At 41.9% G+C, this 23426-nt stretch carries 29 protein-coding genes and 8 tRNA genes; all 37 read right to left on the reverse strand.

Features of this window, described 5'->3' with window-relative positions; genetic code table 11:
* Nucleotides 1-118: 118 nt before the first annotated feature.
* The 37 genes from FC43_RS03005 to FC43_RS03180 all read right to left on the reverse strand — a co-directional run bounded on the left by FC43_RS03005 (nt 119) and on the right by FC43_RS03180 (nt 23377).
* A complete protein-coding gene (locus FC43_RS03005; RefSeq protein WP_056953995.1) occupies nt 119-316 on the reverse strand; it encodes a hypothetical protein in 198 nt (65 codons plus the stop codon).
* A 12-nt stretch (nt 317-328) separates the two neighbouring features.
* The gene (locus FC43_RS11015; RefSeq protein WP_156648245.1) at nt 329-487 is read right to left on the reverse strand and encodes a hypothetical protein; all 159 of its coding nucleotides are present in this window, start codon (nt 485-487) and stop codon (nt 329-331) included.
* Nucleotides 475-750, reverse strand: a complete 276-nt coding sequence (locus tag FC43_RS03010; RefSeq protein ID WP_056953997.1) for a hypothetical protein — start codon at nt 748-750, stop codon at nt 475-477. Before FC43_RS03010 ends, FC43_RS11015 begins: the two co-directional genes overlap by 13 nt.
* Nucleotides 740-1459: a deoxynucleoside kinase gene (locus FC43_RS03015; RefSeq protein ID WP_056954000.1), complete on the reverse strand. Its 720-nt coding sequence runs from the start codon at nt 1457-1459 to the stop codon at nt 740-742. Before FC43_RS03015 ends, FC43_RS03010 begins: the two co-directional genes overlap by 11 nt.
* Before the next feature lie 114 nt (nt 1460-1573).
* A complete protein-coding gene (locus FC43_RS03020) occupies nt 1574-2098 on the reverse strand; it encodes a hypothetical protein (protein WP_056954002.1) in 525 nt (174 codons plus the stop codon).
* A gap of 24 nt (nt 2099-2122) precedes the next feature.
* Nucleotides 2123-2719 (reverse strand): hypothetical protein, encoded by a 597-nt coding sequence (locus FC43_RS03025; RefSeq protein WP_156648247.1) that lies wholly within the window; start codon nt 2717-2719, stop codon nt 2123-2125.
* The gene (locus FC43_RS03030; RefSeq protein ID WP_056954006.1) at nt 2697-3125 is read right to left on the reverse strand and encodes a hypothetical protein; all 429 of its coding nucleotides are present in this window, start codon (nt 3123-3125) and stop codon (nt 2697-2699) included. The genes FC43_RS03025 and FC43_RS03030 overlap by 23 nt, the downstream gene beginning before the upstream one ends.
* On the reverse strand, nt 3119-3793 hold the full coding sequence (locus tag FC43_RS03035) for a hypothetical protein (RefSeq protein ID WP_056954008.1): 675 nt from the start codon (nt 3791-3793) through the stop codon (nt 3119-3121). Before FC43_RS03035 ends, FC43_RS03030 begins: the two co-directional genes overlap by 7 nt.
* Nucleotides 3794-3997: 204 nt before the next feature.
* Nucleotides 3998-4645, reverse strand: a complete 648-nt coding sequence (locus FC43_RS03040; RefSeq protein ID WP_056954010.1) for an NUMOD4 motif-containing HNH endonuclease — start codon at nt 4643-4645, stop codon at nt 3998-4000.
* A gap of 27 nt (nt 4646-4672) precedes the next feature.
* Nucleotides 4673-4745, reverse strand: a tRNA-Ile gene (locus tag FC43_RS03045).
* A gap of 223 nt (nt 4746-4968) precedes the next feature.
* Nucleotides 4969-5042, reverse strand: a tRNA-Trp gene (locus FC43_RS03050).
* Nucleotides 5043-5264: 222 nt separating this feature from the next.
* A tRNA-Leu gene (locus FC43_RS03055) sits at nt 5265-5347 on the reverse strand.
* 198 nt (nt 5348-5545) lie between these two features.
* A tRNA-Gly gene (locus FC43_RS03060) sits at nt 5546-5616 on the reverse strand.
* A gap of 102 nt (nt 5617-5718) precedes the next feature.
* A tRNA-OTHER gene (locus FC43_RS03065) sits at nt 5719-5780 on the reverse strand.
* Nucleotides 5781-6451: 671 nt separating this feature from the next.
* Nucleotides 6452-6524, reverse strand: a tRNA-Lys gene (locus FC43_RS03070).
* Nucleotides 6525-6585: 61 nt separating this feature from the next.
* Nucleotides 6586-6659: transfer RNA gene (locus tag FC43_RS03075), tRNA-Asn, on the reverse strand.
* A 571-nt stretch (nt 6660-7230) separates the two neighbouring features.
* A tRNA-Arg gene (locus FC43_RS03080) sits at nt 7231-7304 on the reverse strand.
* A gap of 250 nt (nt 7305-7554) precedes the next feature.
* On the reverse strand, nt 7555-7788 hold the full coding sequence (gene nrdH, locus FC43_RS03085; protein ID WP_082611443.1) for a glutaredoxin-like protein NrdH: 234 nt from the start codon (nt 7786-7788) through the stop codon (nt 7555-7557).
* A 15-nt stretch (nt 7789-7803) separates the two neighbouring features.
* The gene (locus tag FC43_RS03090; RefSeq protein WP_056954013.1) at nt 7804-8046 is read right to left on the reverse strand and encodes a hypothetical protein; all 243 of its coding nucleotides are present in this window, start codon (nt 8044-8046) and stop codon (nt 7804-7806) included.
* Nucleotides 8047-8048: 2 nt separating this feature from the next.
* A complete protein-coding gene (locus FC43_RS03095) occupies nt 8049-8300 on the reverse strand; it encodes a hypothetical protein (RefSeq protein WP_056954015.1) in 252 nt (83 codons plus the stop codon).
* Between the two features lie 61 nt (nt 8301-8361).
* Entirely contained in the window at nt 8362-8667 is a 306-nt protein-coding gene (locus FC43_RS03100; protein WP_056954017.1) for a hypothetical protein, read from the reverse strand.
* Between the two features lie 66 nt (nt 8668-8733).
* Nucleotides 8734-9495 (reverse strand): nicotinamide riboside transporter PnuC, encoded by a 762-nt coding sequence (gene pnuC, locus FC43_RS03105; RefSeq protein ID WP_056954018.1) that lies wholly within the window; start codon nt 9493-9495, stop codon nt 8734-8736.
* Between the two features lie 237 nt (nt 9496-9732).
* Nucleotides 9733-9906 (reverse strand): hypothetical protein, encoded by a 174-nt coding sequence (locus FC43_RS11020; protein WP_156648249.1) that lies wholly within the window; start codon nt 9904-9906, stop codon nt 9733-9735.
* Nucleotides 9907-9954: 48 nt separating this feature from the next.
* The gene (locus FC43_RS03110; protein WP_056954020.1) at nt 9955-10293 is read right to left on the reverse strand and encodes a hypothetical protein; all 339 of its coding nucleotides are present in this window, start codon (nt 10291-10293) and stop codon (nt 9955-9957) included.
* On the reverse strand, nt 10290-12539 hold the full coding sequence (locus FC43_RS03115) for an AAA family ATPase (RefSeq protein ID WP_056954022.1): 2250 nt from the start codon (nt 12537-12539) through the stop codon (nt 10290-10292). The genes FC43_RS03110 and FC43_RS03115 overlap by 4 nt, the downstream gene beginning before the upstream one ends.
* On the reverse strand, nt 12539-12853 hold the full coding sequence (locus tag FC43_RS03120; RefSeq protein WP_056954024.1) for a hypothetical protein: 315 nt from the start codon (nt 12851-12853) through the stop codon (nt 12539-12541). Before FC43_RS03120 ends, FC43_RS03115 begins: the two co-directional genes overlap by 1 nt.
* Nucleotides 12831-13325: a hypothetical protein gene (locus FC43_RS03125; protein WP_056954026.1), complete on the reverse strand. Its 495-nt coding sequence runs from the start codon at nt 13323-13325 to the stop codon at nt 12831-12833. Before FC43_RS03125 ends, FC43_RS03120 begins: the two co-directional genes overlap by 23 nt.
* 10 nt (nt 13326-13335) lie before the next feature.
* Nucleotides 13336-14814 (reverse strand): DnaB-like helicase C-terminal domain-containing protein, encoded by a 1479-nt coding sequence (locus FC43_RS03130; protein WP_056954028.1) that lies wholly within the window; start codon nt 14812-14814, stop codon nt 13336-13338.
* A 21-nt stretch (nt 14815-14835) separates the two neighbouring features.
* Nucleotides 14836-15069 (reverse strand): hypothetical protein, encoded by a 234-nt coding sequence (locus FC43_RS03135; protein ID WP_156648251.1) that lies wholly within the window; start codon nt 15067-15069, stop codon nt 14836-14838.
* A 54-nt stretch (nt 15070-15123) separates the two neighbouring features.
* Nucleotides 15124-15759 (reverse strand): hypothetical protein, encoded by a 636-nt coding sequence (locus FC43_RS03140; protein ID WP_056954032.1) that lies wholly within the window; start codon nt 15757-15759, stop codon nt 15124-15126.
* 9 nt (nt 15760-15768) lie between these two features.
* A complete protein-coding gene (locus tag FC43_RS03145) occupies nt 15769-16968 on the reverse strand; it encodes a hypothetical protein (protein ID WP_235807574.1) in 1200 nt (399 codons plus the stop codon).
* Nucleotides 16969-17125: 157 nt separating this feature from the next.
* On the reverse strand, nt 17126-18073 hold the full coding sequence (locus FC43_RS03150; protein ID WP_056954034.1) for an AAA family ATPase: 948 nt from the start codon (nt 18071-18073) through the stop codon (nt 17126-17128).
* Nucleotides 18074-18090: 17 nt separating this feature from the next.
* Entirely contained in the window at nt 18091-19251 is a 1161-nt protein-coding gene (locus tag FC43_RS03155) for a hypothetical protein (RefSeq protein WP_056954035.1), read from the reverse strand.
* On the reverse strand, nt 19241-19834 hold the full coding sequence (locus tag FC43_RS03160; RefSeq protein ID WP_056954037.1) for a hypothetical protein: 594 nt from the start codon (nt 19832-19834) through the stop codon (nt 19241-19243). The genes FC43_RS03155 and FC43_RS03160 overlap by 11 nt, the downstream gene beginning before the upstream one ends.
* Entirely contained in the window at nt 19824-20420 is a 597-nt protein-coding gene (locus tag FC43_RS11300; protein ID WP_056954038.1) for a hypothetical protein, read from the reverse strand. Before FC43_RS11300 ends, FC43_RS03160 begins: the two co-directional genes overlap by 11 nt.
* Nucleotides 20421-20824: 404 nt before the next feature.
* The gene (locus FC43_RS03175; RefSeq protein ID WP_056954042.1) at nt 20825-22069 is read right to left on the reverse strand and encodes a site-specific integrase; all 1245 of its coding nucleotides are present in this window, start codon (nt 22067-22069) and stop codon (nt 20825-20827) included.
* 279 nt (nt 22070-22348) lie between these two features.
* A complete protein-coding gene (locus FC43_RS03180; RefSeq protein WP_056954044.1) occupies nt 22349-23377 on the reverse strand; it encodes a tyrosine-type recombinase/integrase in 1029 nt (342 codons plus the stop codon).
* Nucleotides 23378-23426: the final 49 nt, after the last annotated feature.

The following is a 23426-nucleotide window of genomic DNA, read 5'->3' on the forward strand; positions in this document are numbered from 1 at the left end:
ACACATGTACTTATCTACCAACCATATTAAGCCGCCACCTACTAGAGCGATGGCCACCATTGGCAAGATAAACAGCGATAACATATATAAAGTTGCGTACAACATGACTTAACCTCCCCTAGGCAGAAACCTTGGTGCCAACAATGTTTGAGAAATACAATGCATCGGCCGTTCCTTTACGGACAAAACTGTTTTCTAGTGACTTTGCAACGACCATTTCATTCATCGGGTCAACATCCAATACCCGGTAAACCGTACGCCCATCACTAACCAAAAGTCGTTCGTTATGTGCCTTGATTGCTTCACTAAACGTCATTGTTAACACCTCTTAATGTTTCTTGTAATACTTATGTTTTCGATACTTTTCCAGTAACCATTGGGCTACAAGGTAGATCAACAGCCCGCTATATAAGATCACGGGGATGACTACCTGCGTAGCGAACCAGATGACCGCGCACACTAGAATGATATTGACTAGTGCTTCCATCGTGGTCGCCACCCTTTTGCAAACCGATCGCCCGGGGTTTCTTCATTAGGGTCGCCCGGGTTTTCCCGGCGAATTGATTTAGCCATATCCTCGTAATACTTGACCATATCGTCCCACCGGCTCTCAAAATTACGGTGCTCAGTTACAACCTCGGCAAACAAGGAATTGACTTGCTTGATAACCCAAGCGGCCCCGCAGGTAAACACCACGGTAATGATTACCAGAATGATTGTGTAGATTACTAGGATTAGGCTAGAATACATTCTTAACACCTTCGCGCTTAGCACGGATAGCGTTAAACTCGTTTTGGGTCAAGCACCCTAGTTCCACCAACTTCTGTTCGACCATATCTAGTACGGCATTCCGATCATTATCATTTGCCACAAAGTCGTACGTCTCACGGTCAATCTTTAGAACGGTTGCTTGGTGAAAACCTTCATACCAATCTTTGTACGCCTTATTTACTGAATGGTAGTAATTAACCAATTCCGGATCTTTACGAATATCCTCCATTTCCCGCCCACGTGATTGAATAGATTCAATTTCGTGTTCTGGGTCAATATCAAGGTAAACAATCAAATCCGGGAAGCCATTCCATGGCATACCATTTACATTCCCTTGCATTTCTTGATTTAAAGTCATGTAAATATTAAATGAGGCGTTGTCCATTTCGCCGCGATCATGAATGAGGTTGGCCATGATGCCATCGGATATCAGGTTAGAATCCATGACTGCATTGCGCTTTACCATAGCTTCTTTCAGTTGCCGGTAACGCACGGTCAAGAATCCAACTTGCAACATGGCGGCTACACGTGATCGGCTTTCCTTACCGGCACTGTAAAACTCCTTGAGCATGTTTTTGATTAGCCCGTTTTCGATATCTTCTAGGTAAAAATCACTTCCTAGATCATCAGCCAACATCTTAGAAAATGTCGATTTGCCTGCTGAAATGCTTCCGATTACATAGATCATTTAATATAATCATTCCCTTCAAATAGTGCTTTAAAGCGTGTTTTATGTATAATAAAAGCGCCGCAAGCCGTTCAACTAAACGACGCTAGTTTTGTTAACTGTTTTGTTTATGTGTTAGTGTGTTAGTAGATACTGAGCAAACCACTTGTCAGCTTCCTTCTGGCTTGGTTTGCGTGGGCTTTGAATGGTCTCAATATCGTCACCCGTTTCAGCATTGGTAATCTTGTATGCGAAGTGTTTCCAATGAGTTTTCTTGTTGTCGTCAACTCGTTCGATCACCAAATCCCAGTTGTTCATCATCATAGTGTCTTCGATAAAACCTTGAGCAACCATCAAATCGGGGTCATACGTCAACAACATGTTGTAGTCAAAATCCCAGAAAGGGAACTTCTTAGACCGTTTAGCCTTCAAAAACTTGTGGTGTTTGCCATCTTCGGTCATATCACTCATGGCTACTACAACAGCGCGATGGTATGACTTTGGGCTAACATCAATGTTAAGTACGCGGCCCGGTTCATACTCTGACGTAGTGCGAAAGGTATATAATTTTGGGTAAAGAAAGCGATGAATGCCATCTTCATCTTTCCAACCACTAATCCACTTGATGGTTACTAACTTTTCAGGATAATTAGTTTGCATTATTAACACCTCTCCACAACAAATCTATCCAAGACCAAGCAGACCTTTAATCGTTTCTAATTCAGTAGATAGTTCCTCAATTGTTTGCTTATGTTTGCGTACAGCGCTTTGTGACTTATTTAAATCTAGTTGTAGCTTCATAAACTTATCTCTATATTGCTTCTCTACTTTATTTTCGATTTGTTTACCTTGTTCCTTATACTTCTGCACATACTTACCACATTGAATTAAAGCATTATCAAGCTCTTGTTCCCGGACACTAAGGAGATCAAGAAACAGATTTCTTTCATGCATTGTAGTAATCAAATCCGGCATCCCTCTTAGCGGAGTTATTTTTCGCTTTGTGTTCCACGAGTTGAATACTGATCTTGAATAATACTTAACACCATTCATTTCCACGACTGGTTTCTTAGACGAAAGCCACTTTTCCGCTATTGGATTAGGATCAAAATTATCAATCGTAAACAAACCGCTGCCCGGAACATAGCGTTGATCATGGTCTAACAATAGTCCCACAGACATGCCCTCTTCTTTTAAGACATTAATTGATTCTTCCGTATTGTAAAGGTTCATCGGCCATTTTGAAGAAGAGGTTACGTCAATAATTACCGCAGCTGGCAAGCACCCATGTTTTTTTAGTAAATTTATTGCCCCCCCCCACATCTTTATATGGGTGAGTCAACATTTTGTTTATCTGTGAAGCTGATTTAAAGTTATCGCTCCATCGGCCATCATGGACCAACATGAATTTGTCGCCGTATTCTCTTTCGCAATATAAGACACGATATAAGAGGTACAACGCATTATACTTCATAGAACCATGACCATCAGTATCATATTGGCTTACAAGATCTTGATTATCGCGGGTAATCTCATATTTCCAGAAAGCCTGTCGTTCTGGCGTAAAACCAACGCTCGACAAAATAGTTTTTGCGGTTCCAAATTTTACGTCATGAGATTTAACTAATGAGAATTTTTCTGATAGATTTTTAAAGCTTTGGCTGATAGCCATTTGTCTGCTTACCATTCATTTGCCACCTTTCGGAATTTAACTAACTTGCCACTATGCCGATGACCAACCACACCATCTAATTCATCAGTAAGCCGATTAATTTGGCTTTCCAAATCATCGATACGACCTTTTAAGTGGTCAATTGTCTTATCCTTGCCTTGAATTTGAATATCCTTGGCTTCCAACATAGTTCTTAACACATGGTTTTGCTTAGTTAATTCAGCAATATCACGATTCAGTTCGTCTGTAACCATCTTGCCACGTTCGTCTTCCGTATGGTTAGTAACGTAGCATTGATAAGCATCCTTGCCATAGTAATTAATCCAACGATTAGTATCTGGACGAACCAATTGCTTAACAGGATCAAATCCGCGGCTATTCAAAAACGACAAAGCCCGTTGTGGGTTCTTAGGGTCAATATCACGTGCTGTGTAAAGCCCCTTCGTCTTTTCCGGCGTAGCTACGTTCTTATCATGATACTCTTGCAATTCAATTGCCTTTGCCTGAATGCTCTTGTAGGCATCTTCCGAATAGCAAGCCTTCCGACCAATCTTAAAGTAATCACGCTTGCTGAGATGACCGGCGGTCAATGAAATTGCCTTGTTAGCAAAATAGGTTGTAATGCCCTGCTCATACAGCAAGGCGCGAATATCGTTCCCTGTGTAAAAACTAATCTGTTCCATGATAATTTATCTCCTTTCAATTCTCGTGCGGGGAATCGAACCCCGGGGCGACTTTCGTGTATGTTTCATAAATTTATCTATTGGAAAGGCGTGTAAAATTAACCGGCTTAAAAAGTTAAACAGTAATTAGAAATTCTGGTTAGTTAATCATTAACTGGAGGTGTGAAACCTTTATCGGTCGCCCAACCTTTCACGAGAAGAATATTAATGTCGCCAATCCTTGGAGCGAGTTGGCAGACCATACTTTTTGCACCATTTTCTTAGTGCATTGTCAGACATTCCGAATGCCTTAGCTGCTTGTGTGAAGTTACCGCGGTTCGTGATCAGTGCGTCCTTTACTTCGTCACTAGTCAATTTATGACTTTTATAGTTTCGTTGTATATACTTAGCCGCACACGGCTTGCAACGGACGCTTTTATAACGAACTAACTTCCCACAATCTAAACACTTGTGAGTTCCTAATAAATTATGGCTGTCTTTATAATCATGTGTGGACGAATGATAAATGGCGCTCTCAACCATATTTTCGTAATTGGTTACCCATTGTAGATTTTCGACACAATTATTAGTTCTATTATGATCTTTGTGGTGAACAACATTTTTGTAGTCATCATGTTGTAAGAACGCTTCTGCTACCAATCTATGGACGTCACGCATAAGTGTCGAATTCTCCCGACATAGGTTCACAAAGTAATACCCGTTGGTATGTTTGCTCTTGGTAAGCATTCTTCCATATACGGATCTACGTACCCCATTTTTATCAATAACAACACGATCTAATGACCTAACATTGCCCATATTAGACACTTCATAAGAAGACTCCCAACCTTTAACTGGTCGCCATTCCTCCACACTATCACTCCTTTCTATTAGAATTGATACTCCGAAGTGGACTCGGACCACTGACCCATCAATTATAAATTGATTGCTCTGCCAACTGAGCTACCGGAGTATTAGTTAAGAGTGTCTCTTGTCTGCGGTAACACTCTTAACAGGCAAAGAGGTGAGTCTTTGCAATAGTTTGGCTTTATGATTCGCAATGTGTTTTGAATGCTATACAAAGTGAGGAGATGCGAATCACAACAAAGGAATAAATCCTGATCAAAACTCAAAGCCATCTTTGAGAAGGTTTAACCTTTTTCGGACAGGCGGAAGGGTGATTCTAACCTGCCCTACACGAACACTAGGACTCGAACCTAGATCAACGGTTTTGGAGACCGCCGTTCTCTGCCAATTGAACTATGTTCGTAAAACCGCTCTTTTACAAGCGGAAAACGATTTTAGATGTGCTGGTGATACTACGCAAAATCAATATTTAGTATCACCTTCCCGGTTGTGCTATACCGGGAATACGAGTCAAGGGAATCGAACCCAAGATCAATCACCAGATACCCGTACGCAAATAAATTATAGAAAGGAGATGATGCCCGCACGGTGGACACTCATGCCACCTCTAGTTCAAAGGTGGCAATGCGGATAAAAGGATTCGAACCTTCACGTCACAAGGACACTAGAATCTAAATCTAGCGCGTCTGCCAATTCCGCCATATCCGCGTATTACAGGAAAACCAATCAACCTTGCAATAATGTTTGGTGTTCGATCAATCGTCAAGACCGAGGATGAAATCTTGAACTCTCTACGAGAGGAACGGTCGATCTTGCACGGTGTCGAAAATCTAAACGAAAAAGATATTTATTTTCGTTTATTTTGGCTTTTTAAACCTTTTATTTAAATCGGGGTTCTACCGATTAAGCGAACGACGGGAATCGAACCCGCATGACCAGCTTGGAAGGCTGGCATTCTACCATTGAATTACATTCGCATATCATTGCCACTGGTAACAAATTCGTAACAGTGAGCCTTCTTTAACCACTCGCTCGAACAAGACAGTACACATAAGGCTCGGAAGACTTTCATCTTCCTATGGGACGGGTGGGAATCGAACCCACGACATTGTGCACTACTCTTCCACTGAGCTACCGCCCCTTCTCCCCTTCGTTGCGCTCCAGAGAGAATCCAAGATATATCATAAAAGTTACCTTCACATATTTTACCGGGGAATCCAACTTCATTACGTTTAGAAGGTACCCGTTACCCTATTTTTTAAGACTGGCGGCTGTCGACCAGCACTGGCGAGGGAGCTACCCTCCGGCTACATATTAACGGTGGTGTAACCTTAGATGCCACGTTTCCATTTATAGACGGAGACACGTCTTCTTCGTTATCATCCACTCTGCCGTACACCTTCATTGTGTATGATTGAGCTACTCTAGCACATAATGTGACGATCAATCACGTGCTGGAGGTTGGACTCGAACCAACAACCTGATGATTGAAACGAATATACCCCAAGCAGGGTTTGAACCTGCTATTGCACCTAATTGCTATGGGGTAGGAACTGGTCGTAAATCGCAAAACCTGACCAGTGATAGGTAATTTTAATCCCATCAAGCACTCGCGATTGCTATCAAGGCAACTAATCACCCAAGGTTATCGGACTTAACTAGCTACTTTACCGATATTCTGCTGGCGCCAATCACATGGGCCACCCTGCTAGTTGGGCGTTGCCATGCCGAGAGCGGCGGGGCATTTTTTAGTTAATTGTTAGGCGTTTTTTTATGTTTTCTGGGCCCGGAACACCTTTAAGAAACCGGCCATGACCCGGGTGGGGATTGAACCCACGACCCTCTGATTAAAAGTCAGATGCTCTACTAACTGAGCTACCGAATCATATAAAAGAGGGGACAATAGACTCTTTTATTTTTTTTATTTTAGAGGTTTAAACCCCTAACGCTGAATACAGGACTCGAACCTGTGACACCCTGATTAACAGTCAGGTGCTCTAACCAACTGAGCTAATTCAGCACAACCAAAGTATCTGGTTTTATCTTCACGGACCACTCTTGGCGCCACTCCTAGGCTTTCCAAAAGTGGTACAGACCCTTAGTTGCGATCATCTTCCACAGGTGATGGTCATAAATGACACCAATAACGGCATCACAGTGCCACCATTCTCTGGATTGACTTCGCCGCCTAGGTGCGCGTCCGCCTAGCGAAGCGTGATCTAATCGAGTTAACCTTGCCATCCCATATTTATAGTGCTTGGGTTCGGTTTGGAAGCACTGAAGTCAATTAACGAATTTCGGCATTATGTCTATCTATGTCAATAGGCGTAATACTGAATCCCCTGGCGAGGGAACGATCCTCGCTGCGCCAACCAGGGGCGCTTTTAACTAGCCATCTTATTAGTTGCTTTCTTCTCATTCTTTAATCTTTTGGCTACGTCCATGGTCTTTTTCATTTCAAGACCACGTGACAGGATAGGTACTTCCCACGTTATATCATGTGAGGATTTTGGGAACACGCGACTTACAACAGTTGGAATCCGAAGATTACTGAACGCACGCTATATTACCTAGGCTCGCACCGAGCCTAATGTTTCGAGCGGGAGTCGAACCCACAACCTTTGGTTTAGAAGACCAATGCTCTATCCAGTTGAGCTATCGAAACAGATTCAACCACCGGCCATGCAAGGTCGACAACGATGACCATCAACCGGCAGCTTAATCATCAATTTTCATATGCGATTAACTAAGTTCATCTCGAGTGTGTGATTCTAACGCAAGCACCTTGCTTTTATTATTTTTAGTTTCGAGATTCGTTAGTTATTCGCCTGTCGAAGAACTCATATCCTTTCGACACATATTATATTACACGATATAGACTGTTTTGTCTATACGTGACAAGCATTTTTTTGAATTTATTTTTCGGAACTCGCTAAAGCCTTGATTTTACTAGGCTGGAAGCCCATCCACCAGTTGTCATCACCGGCATTAACTACCGGCAATCGTCTATATCCGAGCGTCATGAGCATTTCACGCGCCTTATCATCAGCCATTACATCAATCGTTTTGTATTTAACTCCCACCTGTTCCATGACCTTCTTAGTCATCATGCATTGTGGGCAATTCGGTTTCGTATATACAGTTACCAATCTATCTATCCTTTCTTAAATATAGAATACTCCTTCAATATCAAGCAAATGCCGCCAGATTCTTTTGTACAAACGGGTTACATCTGACCAATGCGCAACCGGACTAAACGCTACACAAAGTAAGAACAAAGGCGTGGCAATAATTAAACCAGCCAATTGTACAAGGTGCTCGATCACAAATAAGATTAATCGCACCAATGTAAATGGTGCCATAATAACAACGGACAGATAAAGCAAGGATGCTTCTAGCTTACTCATATCTATTCCTCCCATTCAATATTGCTGCTGAATCCATACCGTACCATAATACGTGGAATCTGGTCGTATGGCATTAAATCAATCCCCTTCTCAATAACCCGGGCCATTTGTCTGTATCGCTTCTGGCTATACTTAATAGTAATCCCCGGGTTGTCGTTGAAGAAGGCTACCACAGCAACGTCCAACTTATTAACCACGTCTATTTGTTCAAACAATCGCCGTAGCTTACTAAACAGCTCTCTAGTCGTGTACATACAATCACCACCTTTATTTAAAAAGACGACCGCCTAGGCCGCCTTCTGTATTAATTGTTATTTAACGCACCTTTTCAAATAACCACCACTTACCATGACGTTGTACAAAGGTAGCTTCCTTAATATGATCGCTCATACTTAAAATGCGCTTAAACGAGCTGTCGTACCATTCCAACTTAGCCAATTCCCGTTTGGCTTTTTCAATAGCAGATTCATCTTCCGCCATTTTCTTCTTGATCTTAGCGCCCCATTCCTTGGCAACTAGTTTCTGTTCTTTCTTAACCTTTTCCCGAGCCTTTTCATCAGCCTTGGTAATGTCTGGCAAAGTTGCTACCGTCTTACCTGTTTCGTTATTAACAAATTGCATTGTTTAATCCTCCATTAAATTGATATGTATTAAAGAGGGAGAACCCTCTACTGTAATTTGTGTTGTTTAGGCTTCTACCTTCTTGGTTGGGCGCCAGTTCTTTAATCCCATTAAGCATGTAGCGAAATAGAAGCAAGTCATCGCCAGCATTGGCAGAGACGCTTGTGAGTACCCGTCCTTAAGAGCAGTGAACCACAGAATAATGTTTACAACGTCAGAAACAAACCAAAGCGTGTAAGTAGTGCTGTAACGGCGGAAGCATAACCAACTTGCCGTCCCACCAATAGCTAATGCCAAGGCGTCCCAAACAGGATTAGTATCATGTAAAGCAATACCCAAGTGGTACAAACCAAACCATGCAACCAAGATAGTGGCAACCACAATCACCCAACCAGTCTTAGTCAACGCCTTGATTACGTTGTTCTTGCCTTGGCCCCAAGTGCGCCAAGTCAGCATCAATTCAACGTCAATCAGGAAGAAGAAGCATAATTGGTCAATCACACTCCACCAGTGACCAGCGTTCAGGTTAATAATTACATAAGCAACAACCGAGATAGCACCCAGTAAACCATTGATTGCATGAGAGCTTACCCGTTCACCCTTTGAGTTGTAACCACCGGCACCCATGGCAACGGTACACCACATACCAAAGAAAATACCAATGAATGATACAATCGACACCCAATTAATTGGGTTAAGTAAAAGAATTGCTAATTGGAAGCCGACACCAAATCCAAACAAGGCCCATGGGAAACGATCCCACCCCGTCAGTTCTTCCTTCAACCATTGCCAGTAAGTACCTTCAAAACGATCTACGTTATTTTCCATTCTAAATAATTCCTTCTTTCGTGTTAGTAGCTTTCACCCAACAAGCATTTCCCTGTTGAGCCGCTTATCCGGGAGTTTCTCTCCCTTTGTATAAGTTAAAGTAAATAAATACTATTTAACCTAAGCGGGGCCACGAACACTAGGAAACATCATCATTCCCATGTTTGGCTAATCCTCCTCTTTCTCAAATTAAAGCCGTGCCCAGGAATCAAACCCAGGTCGAATCATTCACGGCGATTAGTACAACACAGCCATTTCCGGAATGCGACTTGCTAATTCCGCTTTGTATTCCTGGTACAGATCACCGCACCATTTACTAATACCAACGAATTGCAAGTAGTTAAGCATTTCCAGAATTTCGCTTGTTGATACTTCTGATATATCTGATACATATGATACTTTGTATGACATTTCGTTTCCCTTCCGCATCCTCCCAGAACACACGCGGGAAACCTTATCTTACTTGTAGCTGATCTTGAACCCCTTATGGGTCTTAGTAATCCCCTTTAGGCAATTTGCTACAAACTTAGGGTTTAACTTATTGTCCTTAATGAACTTCTTGTATTCGTCGCTACCTTCTTCCAATTCGGTCTTAGAATCACCGTTTTGAAAAATGACAGTTTTACCAACAGATTCTTTAGTAACTTTCTCTGTTTTCTTATCATTATTAAGTTCAGATACCGGTACACTCTCAAATAATTCACCAGTACCTTCATTTTTTAAATCAACATAGGAAACTCCGCCAAACTTGTACCGATTAACAACGAATACCCGTTGACCCTTGTAGTTTCTCATCATTCCGCGCTCACCTCCTTTAACATTGACGCTAGGTTGCTATGATGAACTGTTTCGCTGGTCTTATTAACCGTTGCCTTTAACGTACGCATAGACGTTAAAATGAAGCACTTATTACTACTCCGAGTCATTGCCGTGTAAAGCAATTCCCGACTGTTCAACATGTATTGGTAAGGTAACATTACAATCACGTTGGGGATGGTAGACCCTTGCGACTTATGAACTGTCATGGCGTATCCCAATTGGATATTCTTAACTGTTGCCTTACGAACTAATACGCGTCCAACCCCGTCAAAATTAATGATCATTTCAACGTCAGAAATCTTGCCATCGTTATTCTTTTCAACATTAATCTTTTCAATCGTCCCAGTGTTTCCGTTGAAGATTGGTAAGATTGTTGACTCATTCTTGGCTGATACGGTCTTGTAGTCATTCGCGGTGTTGAGAACTTTGTCCCCTTCCCGCAATACATAGCCATACTCTTTGCCAGGGTAGACTTCATATGATTCCTTGACCCCATCATCTGGATTGGCAATCTGTTGGGCAACCCGATTAATCTTTAAACAATTTGAAGTAGTTGGCGTAATGATCTGTACGTCACTGATTGGATTGTCCTGCAACAAACTCTTGAATACCTTGTAGGTGGCATCGAACAAGCGGCTCTCGTCTTCCTCAAATACATATCCCAGGTCACGCTTGCCCCCAACCATCTTCCATGAGTCCTTTGGGCTAACGTTTGGTAACTTACCAACCCGATACGTCAATGAGTGAGTAACAATCGCTGATTCCTTAGCCTGCCGGTGAATTTCGTTTAAGGTAACCACTGGTACCACATTGGCATTCACAATATCACGCATGACCCCAACCCCAATAGAATCAAGTTGGGCGCTATCACCGATCATGATGAATCTTGCGTGGTCTGGCAATGCTTCGACTAAAGACTCAAACAACTTAATATCAACCATGGAAACTTCGTCCAGGATAACCACATCAAACGGCAATTGGTTCTTCTTGTGGTAACCCATACCCTCTGGCGTCGCTTTAAGAAGCCGGTGGATAGTCGACCCTCGCATACCAGTAATTTGACTAAGATTGTCGGCCGCCTTACCAGATAGGGCACATGACGCAATTGATAGGTGATTATGCTTGAACACCTTAACTACGGCGTTAATGGTTGATGACTTCCCGGAACCAGCAACCCCACGTAGCAGGACAACCTTGGAATCAAGCATGGTCTTAATCCCCTCTAATTGCTTGGGTGAGTATTCAAACCCTTGGGCTTCTTCCGTGCGCTTGATTGAGTCGTCAATATCCTTCAATTCAAGGGTCGCTTTCCCGTTAAGAATACGAACCAGGTCATCTGCCACCGTCTGTTCAGCGTTATATAGATACTTTGGCGCGATTCGTGTTTCACCATCACGCTTGAAAACAACGAAGTCCTCACTATCCTTAATCCAAGTCATGGTCTCGATTACGTCGCAGTCAAAAATCTCTTTGTGTAGATACTTAGTTAAATCATCGGGAGTAATCCAGGAACTACCGCTCATTTCCAGATTATCAAAGTAATCCTTAATAAAGGCATGAACCCGCCGAGGATCGTTGGCTGCAAACCCCATCTTTAGCGCCTTGGCGTCGATAGTCTTGAAGCCAATCCCACCAATATCCATCAGATCATATGGATTCTTGTTAAGTGTCTTGATCGCGGCTTCGACCGACTTCTTGGCCCGTACAATCTTCCGGGTGGTGCTCATTGTAAAGCCCCATTTGCCAAAAGCTACATAAGCCGGGCCAAAGTCTTTTTGCGATTCAACGCGGGCCAAGATCTTACTTGCATTCTTAGGGCCGACACCTTTAATCTGAATTAACTTTTCCATATCGTTGTCTTCAAAGATTTGCCGTGGGTCATCGTAAGCGTCGTTAATCAGCTCCCCAACATGTGGCATTAACTCTTCTAGCAACTTCTTAAAATCCGTCACGCCCATATCTTCAATCGGCTTTTCCCGCTTGCTAAACATAAAAACGTATTGCGGACCAAACTTGGGGTCTTCGGCGAACTTACCCTTGATTATGTAAGTGGTATTAACCATCAGGTCAAAATTACCTTTGAATACCAGGTCACCATATTGGGTGTACTTTGGGTTTCCTTCAAGTACCTCTTGAACTTCCATCGTAGCGATTGCGAAGCCATTTTCCTCATTCCGATAACGATAATTGACAACGCGACCTTTAAACTCTAATACATCTTCCATTAGTGAGCCACCACCGCATTCAGTAGTGCCATTTCATCGCCGTTGTAGGCATCTAACCGCAACGTGCGCGGGTTGTATACCAACACCGTCCGTCCAGCTTCAATCAGCCGCTTCACATCATCTTCTGGTAGAATCAGTTCACTCTTCAAGACAATGTTAGACGTCGTGTCTGTCCGTTTGTACATCAGATCGTCGCCATCTTTAACCATTTCAAATGCTTCGTCGGGCTTAGCGGCGATCAAGAACCCCGTCATGTTAAAATCTCGCTTTAAAGTAAATGTTGTATCGGGCTTACGCCACTCTGATAAACTCATGTTTAAGTACCTCCCTAACGTCAAAACTATCTGGGTGCTTGGTCATGTATTCGACCAGGGTTTCAATATGGCCGCGGTGCATATTGTTATGCTTCAATACACTAATATTCTTGGCGGCATATGCCGTTCCGTCATCATGCACCCTTACAACGGCATATGATAGACCGTTATATTCGTCAATCTCTTTGTCCAAACCAAGCCGTTTAATCCGTTGAACAAACAACTGGTATTTTATATGCATGGCTTGACTGATCTTGTATTTAGGAACTAATCCGCGGTGCAAGTGGTATCTTACGGTTGCCTTAAACTCATCGTCGGTAAGTTCCGCCTTCTTTTCGTGCATGAATGTTTTGGCATATTTGTTGCACCAAATTAAATCCGGGTCATCATCTTTGACCGTTATATACCAGGTTTCACCACCGCGATCTACTAAGTTGTATAGGTGATGATAGAATTCGTTTGATAATGCCATAACATTCCCCCTATTCAAGATCATTGTCGATTTGCGTAATACCAATATCGCGAATCAAGTTCAGCCCACGATCGACTTCTAAAACGATTTGCCAACTGGTGTCCCCTTGACGGTTCTTGTCCCAGAAAACAACCATATAATCTTTGTCTTCGTCTAAAATAACCCTATGTCTATGTGAATCGTAAACTTTAATGCCTTTGTCTGCCGATTTCTCGGAAGCCGTAAGCAACCGCGTTAGCATTAATGAGGAAACCACGTCAGTAATGTTCTTAGACATACCAATCATGGATTGATCTAAATACCGTGAGCGGCGATTTGTTTTGGTCATTTGAGCTGTTACCCAGATATGTACGTTAAGGCTCGAAGCCTTAATAGTGTTGTACAGCTTAACCATATTTTGTTGCATCAGTAGCCATGAGCTGTCATTAACTCTTGACCCCGTATCGTTATCCATCTTTAACGTGTCTAGAATGAAATACTTAACGTCATACAATCGTGCATACTTCTTAACTAATCGGATTGTCTTCGCCATCGAGAAATCACTCATGTTAACGAAACGGACCAATCCACTGTTTACCGTATCTTTGAAATGTTGAGCGGCTTCTCTTAGATATTTCCATTCTTCTTTAGTAAAGTTCCCATCAATAAATCTGGACTTATTAAATCTTACGTCTTTGTGATGGGTATTGATATAAGCTGTAATCAATGCTTGAGCATATCTTGTCCGCTCTTCTTCGTTTGCGATAATCAGAACAGGCTCTTGATTGCGGATGGACGATTGAATGTGAAGTAACGTTGTTAAGAACGTCTTACCAACCCCGGAGTTGGCGGCCATCATGGTAATGTTACCCAGGGCTAGACCATGTTGGGTTTCATTCATGAGCGGGCTTTCTAGCGGTAGCCCGGCCGCTTCACCTTCGTCAGCTTCCTTCAACATGCCGTCCATATCCAGAAACAGATCTTCAACCTTATCGTCGCCCATTTGAGTATCGGCAAACGCTTCGGCAATCTGCCCTTCCAAAACCTCGTTAAGGTCGGAAATGCTGAGCTTTGAATAGGTATCCCAATGTTTTTCCATTGGCAACCCTAGGTCGACAAGTTTAATCACTACATTGTAGCGTTGCAATTCCATGTAGTACGATTCAATGTTGCCTTCTTCGACAATCTTCATACCACGGCGAATTGTTTCATAACCGCCATATTTGTTGTAGGTTTCTTTGAACTTATCACCCTTGGTATCTACATAAGCCCCAACCGATACGGCGTCGACCACTGTTAGATCTTTTAACTGGACTAGTTCCTTGATCATCTGGTAGTAGAATGCCCAGGTAAAGCTCGAAAAGTCGCCAATCTTTAGTTCATAATCATAAAAGTAGTTCGTGTTTTTATAGATACTAAAGATGAATTGACCTTCAATATTCGATTTTTCATTCAGAATCTTTTGCTTAAATTCTGGTTGATCTTGCTTCTTTACCTGCGCCTTCACCATATCTACCAGTGGAACCCCCTATTACATACCTTTGTGACTGATGATCATATATGCCTTTTCTTCGGCGATCATCTTGTTAATTTCGTCTACCGTGAATAACTGGAACACGCTGTCACGCAAGTAGTATTCTTCTAATTCATCGAAGAAATCACTCACTAGCTGTTCATATTCACCTTCAAATTCATCTAAGATAGATTCAATAATTGCCACCTTAGAATCCGATCGCGTAATTCCTTGGTACCCAAAACAAGCCAATAGCAATTCCTTGTTTTGTTCGATACCTCTATCAATTAATTCAATTCTTCTCATTTAATCTAGTACCACTCGTCGCTTACCAGTCCCTTTCCGCTTGTAAGTCTGAGCCGTGGTAACGACTTCTGGCTTCCTTTCTTCTACTCGTTTTTCTACTCTCTTGTTCTGCCGATCAACCTTATCAAGTCGGGCTTGGACGTCATTAATGTGGTTAAACAAGATAGCCATAATGTAATTGACTTTACGCTTGAAGCCGTAGTTTCCTTCCCCGAAGTCCTTATTCATTACTGCCCGTTGAATCTGAACTGAGCAATATTTCATAGTGATCAAAATCGTGCGGTAGGAATAACCAGCTTTAATCGTCATCGTCTTGGCCCCGTATGGATTCTTTAAACCAACCCGCAATCCTCTTAAACAGATGGCCGCATATTTGTCCATTGGCCGTGATTCGTCAATACCCATTAGCTTAGTCTTGAAGTATTGGTAACAAGCGTCCCAGTCACTTCTTTCTTCTTTAACCAGTTGCTCATCATGACGTTCGTCACGGTATTTCTTTAAACAGTCAAAGTGGAATTGACGCTCATAAAACGTGGGGTCTTTTCTACTTCGCTGATCAATTGAAGCCGTGACTGCTTCCTCAACCGTCAATGACTTCCCACAATATGCACATTTCAAAAATGCTTGTCGTTCCACTTTTCCCTCCTAAAGAGTTACCTTTTGAATTTCAAATCCTGTGTCGCTGATTAATACAACGCCTTGCGACCGACTAGACTTCCGCCCAAGCCGTACCGAGTAATCATCCATGCCTTTGATCGAGCCAAACGTTACCTGGAATCGGTTGTTGCTTACTTCCGTCATATTAAAATGGTGTACGTGGCCACCAATCACGGCATCGTAATGCTTATTATGCTGTTCGCCTAGTTCCGCCAGGGTTGATAGCTTCTTCAAGTTGTTTCGATCGCCGTGGACAAATGCAAAGTTAAATCCACGGTCTTCTAAGTCGGTAAAGTACCCATCAGTTGGAATGTAATCAACGTCAGAACCAGATAATTCAATCCACATTTGAATAATGTAGTTGCTGATATTTACGGCGTGGTCGGCGTTTAAATTACTATTCTTATCACCTTGCATACGATCATGATTACCAGCGATACCACGGTAACTAACCAACTCAACATGGTCGCGAATGCCCTGGATAAACATAATGATCAACTTCGTCACGTGTACAATTTGTTCCGATAACGTTTCTTCGGAATCATATAGGTTTTGATTGCGCATATAAGCATGTTCAATCAAATCCCCTAGGTTGACGATTTCGACCTTAGCAACGTTATGCTTCTTGATCAGGTTAATCACCTTGTTTAAGTAATTAACCATCAAATCTTCTACCACTTCCGTTGAGTAGTAGTTTTCCGGAATATCAACATGGGCACCGTAATGAATGTCAGACAGGCAAACCACCATATCGTTATCTTCTTCGTTGTCCATGTCGGGTAAGATAACCCGGTTGTCGGCTTCAATGAATGCCGTGTCACGAATAGCATTAGCAATTTCTTCGATTAAAACCATATCCTTGTTGGTCTCACGAATCATCTTGCGCAACTTCCGTGCTTCTTCCTGGTTTTCTAACTTCAGACTATTCAAGCGGCCAATCTCACCGCGGATAGCTTCCAACTTAGAATTGGCAACCAAGTTTCTTTGTTCTTCCACCGTTGGCAACTCACCGATTGCCGCCTGGTACCGTTTAACTAACCCCCGGTAATTTTCGTTAGTATCGCTATCGTCAAAACCAGCTTCTTGCATCATTTGACGGTGCTTAGTCCATGAGCAACGGTGAGTTGGGGATGTCTTTTGTAATTCCTTCTTAATCTCTACCGCGGTTTCTAGGTGTTCTTCTGACACGTAGACCTTTTCGCCACGTCGATTAAGGTATGATAATCTCGCCTCGATTATACTAACCTCCAACTCAATATTATTTTAATGTAGTATGTATATATGTAGATCTATATACTAATGCAGGCATATAGACCCTACATTAATTTAATAATTATGTTTTATGTTAAGCCATCAATTCGAGAACTTTCTTTTGGGTTGCGGTGTCCATACCCTTGAAAGTCTTCTTGCCGGTAGCCTTTTCGACTTCTGCCATAAACTCTTCTCGTTCATCGGCTGCCAAGTCCATGTAGTAGTTCTTGACCCGTTCTTCAAATGACAACTTCCCATCAACCTCTTGTTGGTATGCCATTTCTGATTCCTTGGTGGAAGCGATAAAGTCTTTTTCTAACGTTGCCCCTTGATTTTGCTTACTTGCAATTGCCTTTGCCCAATTTTCGTAACTTGGGTTTTCAATCTTATCATCAGGCTTGTAAGTCTTAGTACGGTCTTTCTTAACGATTGCGTAGTGCTTACCGTTTTCGACAACTAGTTGAAGAACAACGTCATAGTCGTATTCGGACTTCTTTTGCATGTCGGCCCCATCGCCAACCTTAACCCGAGTACCATTCCCCAAGTCTTCCATGATGTCCTTGTTCTGAGCAACGGACACAACGTTAATACCCTTGGAAGCTAATTGAATCTTTAGGTTTTGCAATGCCTTGGCCTTGTTACCAATTTGCCCCCATGACCGTTGTGATAGATTAGCGTCTAATACGTTGCGCTTGTTTCTCAAAGCACGATTTTCTTCAACCTTAAGCAACGCTTCCTTTAGGTTTTCGTAGACCTTGGTTTCTGAGTCGATAACCAGAGTCTCAAATTCGTCATCTACTCGACCCTTAATCATATCGGTCAACACTTTGTCCAGAGTGTTGTACGATTGGGTATCAACAACACCAACGATATTCTTTCCTTCGTCAGTACCTTCGTACCAACCAACCCCATCTTCACTGTCCAAAACTAAGGACTTTGGAAAACTTAAGGCCATCACGGTCTTACCAGTGCCGGAAGCACCACTAATTAAAATCTTCAAACCCTTTTTGCGTGCGCCAGGTTTACGATATGGAAATGACATTTAATACCCCTTTTCTTTTAGCTGAACATTGCGTTAATGTCGTCTTCAAAACTAGTAGTTACGTTTTCGTCTTTAGATTCAGTTGATTTTGCTGTTTCATCTTCTGGTGGAAACGGATCATCAACTTCTTCGTCGTCCATGATGGCTTGCAAGAATACCAATGCTTCTGGTGCATACTTGTCTTCCATCATCAATTCCGGTTGACCGTTATTCCGGCGCAACATAGGGCGGACCAATACAGTTTCACGTACCCGATTGCCACCAATCGTCATTTGCTTTTCTGCCGCTTCTTCGGTCATAAAACCAAGCTTGATTAATTCCTTCAAGTCGTCAGAAAGTTCAACGTTACCGGTAGATTCTTCGTAACCATCAACCAGGTCACATAACAAGGACAATTCACGGACAACGTCTTCGTCAGTAAGCAGGAACCGCTTAACGATAGCCTTACGCTTGTCCATGTTTTCATCGGTTGCCTTCAATACAAATTGTTGTGGGAAAGCCAACGTCTTCTTAATTTGCTTTCCTTCATGCTTCCCAACGTATTGTGGGACGTAAGCATTAACAACCAATTGCTTCTTTTCTTCTAATTGGTCTTCCCAATCACTATCAACCGAGGTGTTGTCAATCAGGTATGTTTGACTCAGTTGAGCAGAAGGTTTGCGATCTTCGTTTTCGTCTAAAGCAACGGTTGTCATGTTAAAACTCCGTTGGATCTGGCCATTGTAGTGGCGGTATTCCACGTCACCACCTATGTAAACTTGTTGCCCGTCCTTGAGGTGATCTGCCATGTAAGTGATGGCGTCAAATTCACTCAAGAATTTCTTTTCAATTAACTTGCCATCAGCGTCCTTTTCCAGGCGAACCTTGACGAATGACCGATCAGCAATGTTTTCCAAGATATTTTCGTTCGTACGCAAATCCCAGTTAACTTCAATTGGGTCGTTGTCGGTGTTTCGTGCGTAAATTACAGGCTTCTTCGGTGAGTACCCACCCATCATTTGCACGTAGATCGTATTGTTATCACCAACTGAGACCGGGAAGGAAACACGCTTGTACGTGTATCCGGAAGCAGCCTTAACGGCATCAGTTGGGAAAGTATCGGCGCTAATGGACACCTTGCCATAGGCACTAAATCTTGAAACGCCACTGCGTAATTCAGTTTCTAAATTATTTTGCATTCTGTGATGATTCCTCCATTCGTTCGCTTTGCTCAAAGTCAGAGTTGTGAAGCTTCTTGTACTTTAGTTCGCCATCTTCCAGGTAACTAAGAACTGCCACTTCATCATCTTCCATTTCAGAAAACTCTAGTTCTAATGAATCGATATTTTTTACGCCGAAAAGGTCATCCTTGTTTGGGATAATTTCGGCGTATTTTTCGTTAAGAGTAATTCCTTCTAACGATTCACCAAGGTCGTTCCCTTGGTTAGTCAACAGCTTAACTAGATTTCCTCGTAATTGCGATTTATACATTTGTTCCGCAACTTCCGGATTAATTTCTTCTTGGTCGCTGGTTTCTGTTGGCATTTCTGGTTGTGGGCCATTGTTGACCTGTTCAAAATTACCGCCAATAACTTCAAATCCAGCGTCCTTCAAAGCTCTCATTGCCTTGTTGTACTTATCAGACGAAATACCTTGTAGCAATTCAGCTTCGTTATCAATGCCCAGGTATGCCATCACACCAGGAACATTTTCCGGGGACAAAATCTTAGTAAAGTCCAAACCAATTTGAATGGTTAATACGTGCGTAAAATTATTCTCCAAAGTTTTCCCACCATCTTTCTACCTGTTCGCGAGTATCGCTCAACTGGTGAGAATTATCGATAACACTAACCGTTACGCCACCAACTTCGATTTCGTCAATGTATCGGCGGTCATTGATTACCGATTCAGCTTTGATCATTTCTTCGATGAATTGCAATTGTGTTTCAATGCCTTGTTGCATTGATTTTTCATCGTACCCACCATCACGTTGAGTGAGTCGCTTCCGTGCTGTTTCAGCATCGTTGTATACGTAAATCGCCTTAAAGTTCCCTTCAACACAATAATGAGAGAACTCAATCAGCTTACGAATATCGGGAATAATAATCCCATATTTATCACTATGCTCTTTGGTCTTGCGATCTAAATATTTCATCCAGACGTCTTGGCCAAAGATTCGACGAACTGCTTCGCCGTATTCTTGCAGATACTTCCGTTCTGCCTTTCGGCCGAGCAATTCGTCAGCCGTGTTATGTATTGGATCCCCGAGCGACATAATCTCAAAATTTCTTTTTGAGACAGATCTAATCAAGTTAGCAACGGTATCTTTTCCGGCGCCGCCGCTACTTCCCATAATGGCTATATCCAAGCTCATTCCTCCTGTGTATTATTTTGGGTCATGGTCTATTCGATATAGATTGTTTTGTCTATATGTGTCAAGCTATACCAATAGATAATCGCCATTTCGACACTATTTATAATACACGATTTTCTGTATTTTGTCTATACATGTCAAGAAACTTTTTCAAAAAATTAAGGCGCTCAAGTTCCGAGCGTCTTAATTACTTTATTGACGGTCTTTGATTACCTTTCGCAAATCGTCACCGATACGTTTGTAGTCATTCCGGATATTAGCCCTATCGTCTTCCATAGTCCATTTTTTGACTTCGTTAAGAGAAGCCTCGAGACTTCTTTTGGGGCAAAATAAAACCAGTAAAAGCCGTCTGATCTTTTGAGCACCGTTATTAACAAATCTCACCAATCTCATGGCTACTAATCCTCCGATTGTAAACCTTGCGCCCACAACCCGTAAAATCTATTTCTCCTACTATTCAACGACTTTTTGTCATAGATACCAAACTGTTTCAATACCATATCGGCAATCTTTGTACGCTGCCGACTTGTGGTGTTAACAAGGCGACCATAATGGTAGAGAGCTAATCTGTTTGCCAAAGCTATTTGCCCGGCCTGTCGCAAACCAAAGTAGGTAATTTCTTTGCCCAACTGATTTCCCTTTTCTTCTGGGTTGAGATTGCTATTTATTACTTCTATCCGGCGATACAATGTACGATAACCTAAAGCATGGTCAGCGTCATATTCACGGGCCGACATAAAGTAATGCCCACTTTCTCGACCATCAAATCCCGCAGAAATTAATTGATATTCACCTGGGGTTAGCGGAATTTTTCTAGCCTGCTTACCTTTTACTTCTATATAGTCTTGATGAATATCTTCTATTTTCAAATTCCCCGCTTCGTTGTAAGTCCCGTCAATTCGCAATCCTAGAAATACCAGCAGAGCAATAATTGAAAACTGATAACTAACAAGATTGTATGCCTGATAGTTCTTGTAGGCGACAATCTTATCAAGTAATTCTGTATACGTAATGTAAGAGGATTCCTTTTTTACACCCTGGCGCGTTGATTGAACTTTGACGCCTAGATAATTTCCCCAATTCTTGTTTTTACTGTCACCCTCGAAACCAAATTCTTCTAATATTGGGCGGCTTTTATTGATTATATATATTTTATTTTTTCGGGTTGAAGGGGTGGCGTTGTTAGATTCTAGCAATTTGATAAAGTCATATGATTCTTGAAGTGAGAACTCCCAATATGGCTTATTATATTCTTCCTCAAGCGATTCAACATTAAGCATCGCCCCGCGGTACATTGCGGCTTGTGATCTAGCTTTATTGCCACCTCTGTTAAACATTTCTGCCGCTACTAGCGCTTTAACATTGTTACGATATTTATATTTGCTCCGTTCCCAAAAGACTTTTTGCTTTCCGTCTTCCCTGTTTTCGATTAAAGCGACTTTTAAATCGTCTTCGGAAATAATATCTTTGAGCAAAGATTTAAATTTTTTGCCCCCATACCAGGCACGATTTTCCTTATCACTCACCCATTTCATGCCAGCTTCATTGTCATCTTTGTATAGATGATTCTGAATACCAAATTCCATCAAAACATAGTGTTCTTGGTAAACATTTAACTGGTAAAAACTATTCTCTGACACCATCTATCTCACCTCACTAGCAACCGAACAACAAAAATGAAATCTTGATACTTTCTTCGGTCATTAGTCCTTGGTGATATTATATCACAGAAATCACCCCCTTTGTCTATTCATTGTCATGCTTTAACCACTTAAGTTGAATTATTGTGATTAATTGTTTTATGTATAGCGGTATGGAAACCGCCGGTCATTTAATTAATCAGCGTTTAACTAATTAGTCTAAAAATTATATACTAATATTGACAGTTGATTTTTAAATATCAATTGTCTATTTTTGTCAAGCTAGGAAATCTTATTGCTATTCATCTTCTTGGCGGCGAACCACACAGTGCGCTCAACTTCCGGCGCCGAATGAATGTAGGCTAATAATTCTTCCTTGGTCATTTTATCTAAGTCTTGTGGCTTACAGTCAATTGCCAGCATTGCCGTCCCTTGCTTATTAGGGTCCTTAGTCATATGAATGTATCGTTCGGTAACTGAGATTGACGTGTGATCACAGAAATCCCGCACCATCATCATATCGTGTGTCCGTGCATACAGCGTAGTGGCCGCCCCAGCTTTAATTGAGTGCGGAGTTAAATTCTTCCCTGTTTCGTCACTAAATTCTTTCATGAGCCGACGAAGTACGCTGGATGTCAATCCCTCGAAAACTTCTCCTTGGTCATTGTCTTTATAAAATACCTCTTTTAATTCGTTGTAGTATTCGATAGGAAGGTATTTAGTGTTTAACTTCTTACCCTTGTCAATCACACTTAAAGCGCTCCATTCGCCCCCATATGGCGATACAGTGACCACAAAATCACACCACTTGATATTAACTGCCGCTTCAACCCGAATAGCCGTCTTAAACATTAAGTCAACCAGCCAAGCATAGCCAAGGCCACGTTCATCATCGTAATGATTCTTTACCCAGGCTTCTAATTCCTTTAATTCGCTTTCGGAAATTGGTTCAGTTGCCTTAGTATCTTTTGCCTTCAGACTCTTAATCGTCAACGACAGCTTAATAATCTTGTCAAAGTTCACGTCCGGGAAAATTTCTTCTCGTTCAACGGCATTCATAAATGAGCGAACGGCTGCCAGGTGCGCCCTAATCGTTGATTCCTTTACCCCCTTTTCTTTTAAGGGTTGGACGAACTTACTAATCACTAATGAGTAGCTGAGTTGTTCAAAATTTTCTTCCGTTAATTCTTCGGGTGTCAAGCCAAAAACTTCATCAAAAAACGTCTCAACCGAGGCATAATATTTCTTTTTTGTATTCTTTGAACTAAACGACTGAATCCATGCTGCGTGTACATTTTTCATAGTTTTCATTTTTCATTGCCTCCGTTTTTGTTACCGTGTCAATATTTTTTTCTTTTTT

Source organism: Limosilactobacillus ingluviei DSM 15946, from assembly GCF_001435775.1.
Taxonomy (GTDB): Bacteria; Bacillota; Bacilli; order Lactobacillales; family Lactobacillaceae; genus Limosilactobacillus; species Limosilactobacillus ingluviei.

Excerpts from the sequence above, each read along its gene's own strand:
- FC43_RS03005 (WP_056953995.1), bottom strand. The coding sequence starts at position 316 with ATGACGTTTAGTGAAGCAATCAAGGCACATAACGAACGACTTTTGGTT.
- FC43_RS11015 (WP_156648245.1), bottom strand. The coding sequence starts at position 487 with ATGGAAGCACTAGTCAATATCATTCTAGTGTGCGCGGTCATCTGGTTC.
- FC43_RS03010 (WP_056953997.1), bottom strand. The coding sequence starts at position 750 with ATGTATTCTAGCCTAATCCTAGTAATCTACACAATCATTCTGGTAATC.
- FC43_RS03015 (WP_056954000.1), bottom strand. The coding sequence starts at position 1,459 with ATGATCTATGTAATCGGAAGCATTTCAGCAGGCAAATCGACATTTTCT.
- FC43_RS03020 (WP_056954002.1), bottom strand. The coding sequence starts at position 2,098 with ATGCAAACTAATTATCCTGAAAAGTTAGTAACCATCAAGTGGATTAGT.
- FC43_RS03030 (WP_056954006.1), bottom strand. The coding sequence starts at position 3,125 with ATGGTAAGCAGACAAATGGCTATCAGCCAAAGCTTTAAAAATCTATCA.
- FC43_RS03035 (WP_056954008.1), bottom strand. The coding sequence starts at position 3,793 with ATGGAACAGATTAGTTTTTACACAGGGAACGATATTCGCGCCTTGCTG.
- FC43_RS03090 (WP_056954013.1), bottom strand. The coding sequence starts at position 8,046 with ATGAGTAAGCTAGAAGCATCCTTGCTTTATCTGTCCGTTGTTATTATG.
- FC43_RS03095 (WP_056954015.1), bottom strand. The coding sequence starts at position 8,300 with ATGTACACGACTAGAGAGCTGTTTAGTAAGCTACGGCGATTGTTTGAA.
- FC43_RS03100 (WP_056954017.1), bottom strand. The coding sequence starts at position 8,667 with ATGCAATTTGTTAATAACGAAACAGGTAAGACGGTAGCAACTTTGCCA.
- pnuC (WP_056954018.1), bottom strand. The coding sequence starts at position 9,495 with ATGGAAAATAACGTAGATCGTTTTGAAGGTACTTACTGGCAATGGTTG.
- FC43_RS11020 (WP_156648249.1), bottom strand. The coding sequence starts at position 9,906 with ATGTCATACAAAGTATCATATGTATCAGATATATCAGAAGTATCAACA.
- FC43_RS03110 (WP_056954020.1), bottom strand. The coding sequence starts at position 10,293 with ATGATGAGAAACTACAAGGGTCAACGGGTATTCGTTGTTAATCGGTAC.
- FC43_RS03115 (WP_056954022.1), bottom strand. The coding sequence starts at position 12,539 with ATGGAAGATGTATTAGAGTTTAAAGGTCGCGTTGTCAATTATCGTTAT.
- FC43_RS03120 (WP_056954024.1), bottom strand. The coding sequence starts at position 12,853 with ATGAGTTTATCAGAGTGGCGTAAGCCCGATACAACATTTACTTTAAAG.
- FC43_RS03125 (WP_056954026.1), bottom strand. The coding sequence starts at position 13,325 with ATGGCATTATCAAACGAATTCTATCATCACCTATACAACTTAGTAGAT.
- FC43_RS03130 (WP_056954028.1), bottom strand. The coding sequence starts at position 14,814 with ATGGTGAAGGCGCAGGTAAAGAAGCAAGATCAACCAGAATTTAAGCAA.
- FC43_RS03150 (WP_056954034.1), bottom strand. The coding sequence starts at position 18,073 with ATGTCATTTCCATATCGTAAACCTGGCGCACGCAAAAAGGGTTTGAAG.
- FC43_RS03155 (WP_056954035.1), bottom strand. The coding sequence starts at position 19,251 with ATGCAAAATAATTTAGAAACTGAATTACGCAGTGGCGTTTCAAGATTT.
- FC43_RS03175 (WP_056954042.1), bottom strand. The coding sequence starts at position 22,069 with ATGGTGTCAGAGAATAGTTTTTACCAGTTAAATGTTTACCAAGAACAC.
- FC43_RS03180 (WP_056954044.1), bottom strand. The coding sequence starts at position 23,377 with ATGAAAACTATGAAAAATGTACACGCAGCATGGATTCAGTCGTTTAGT.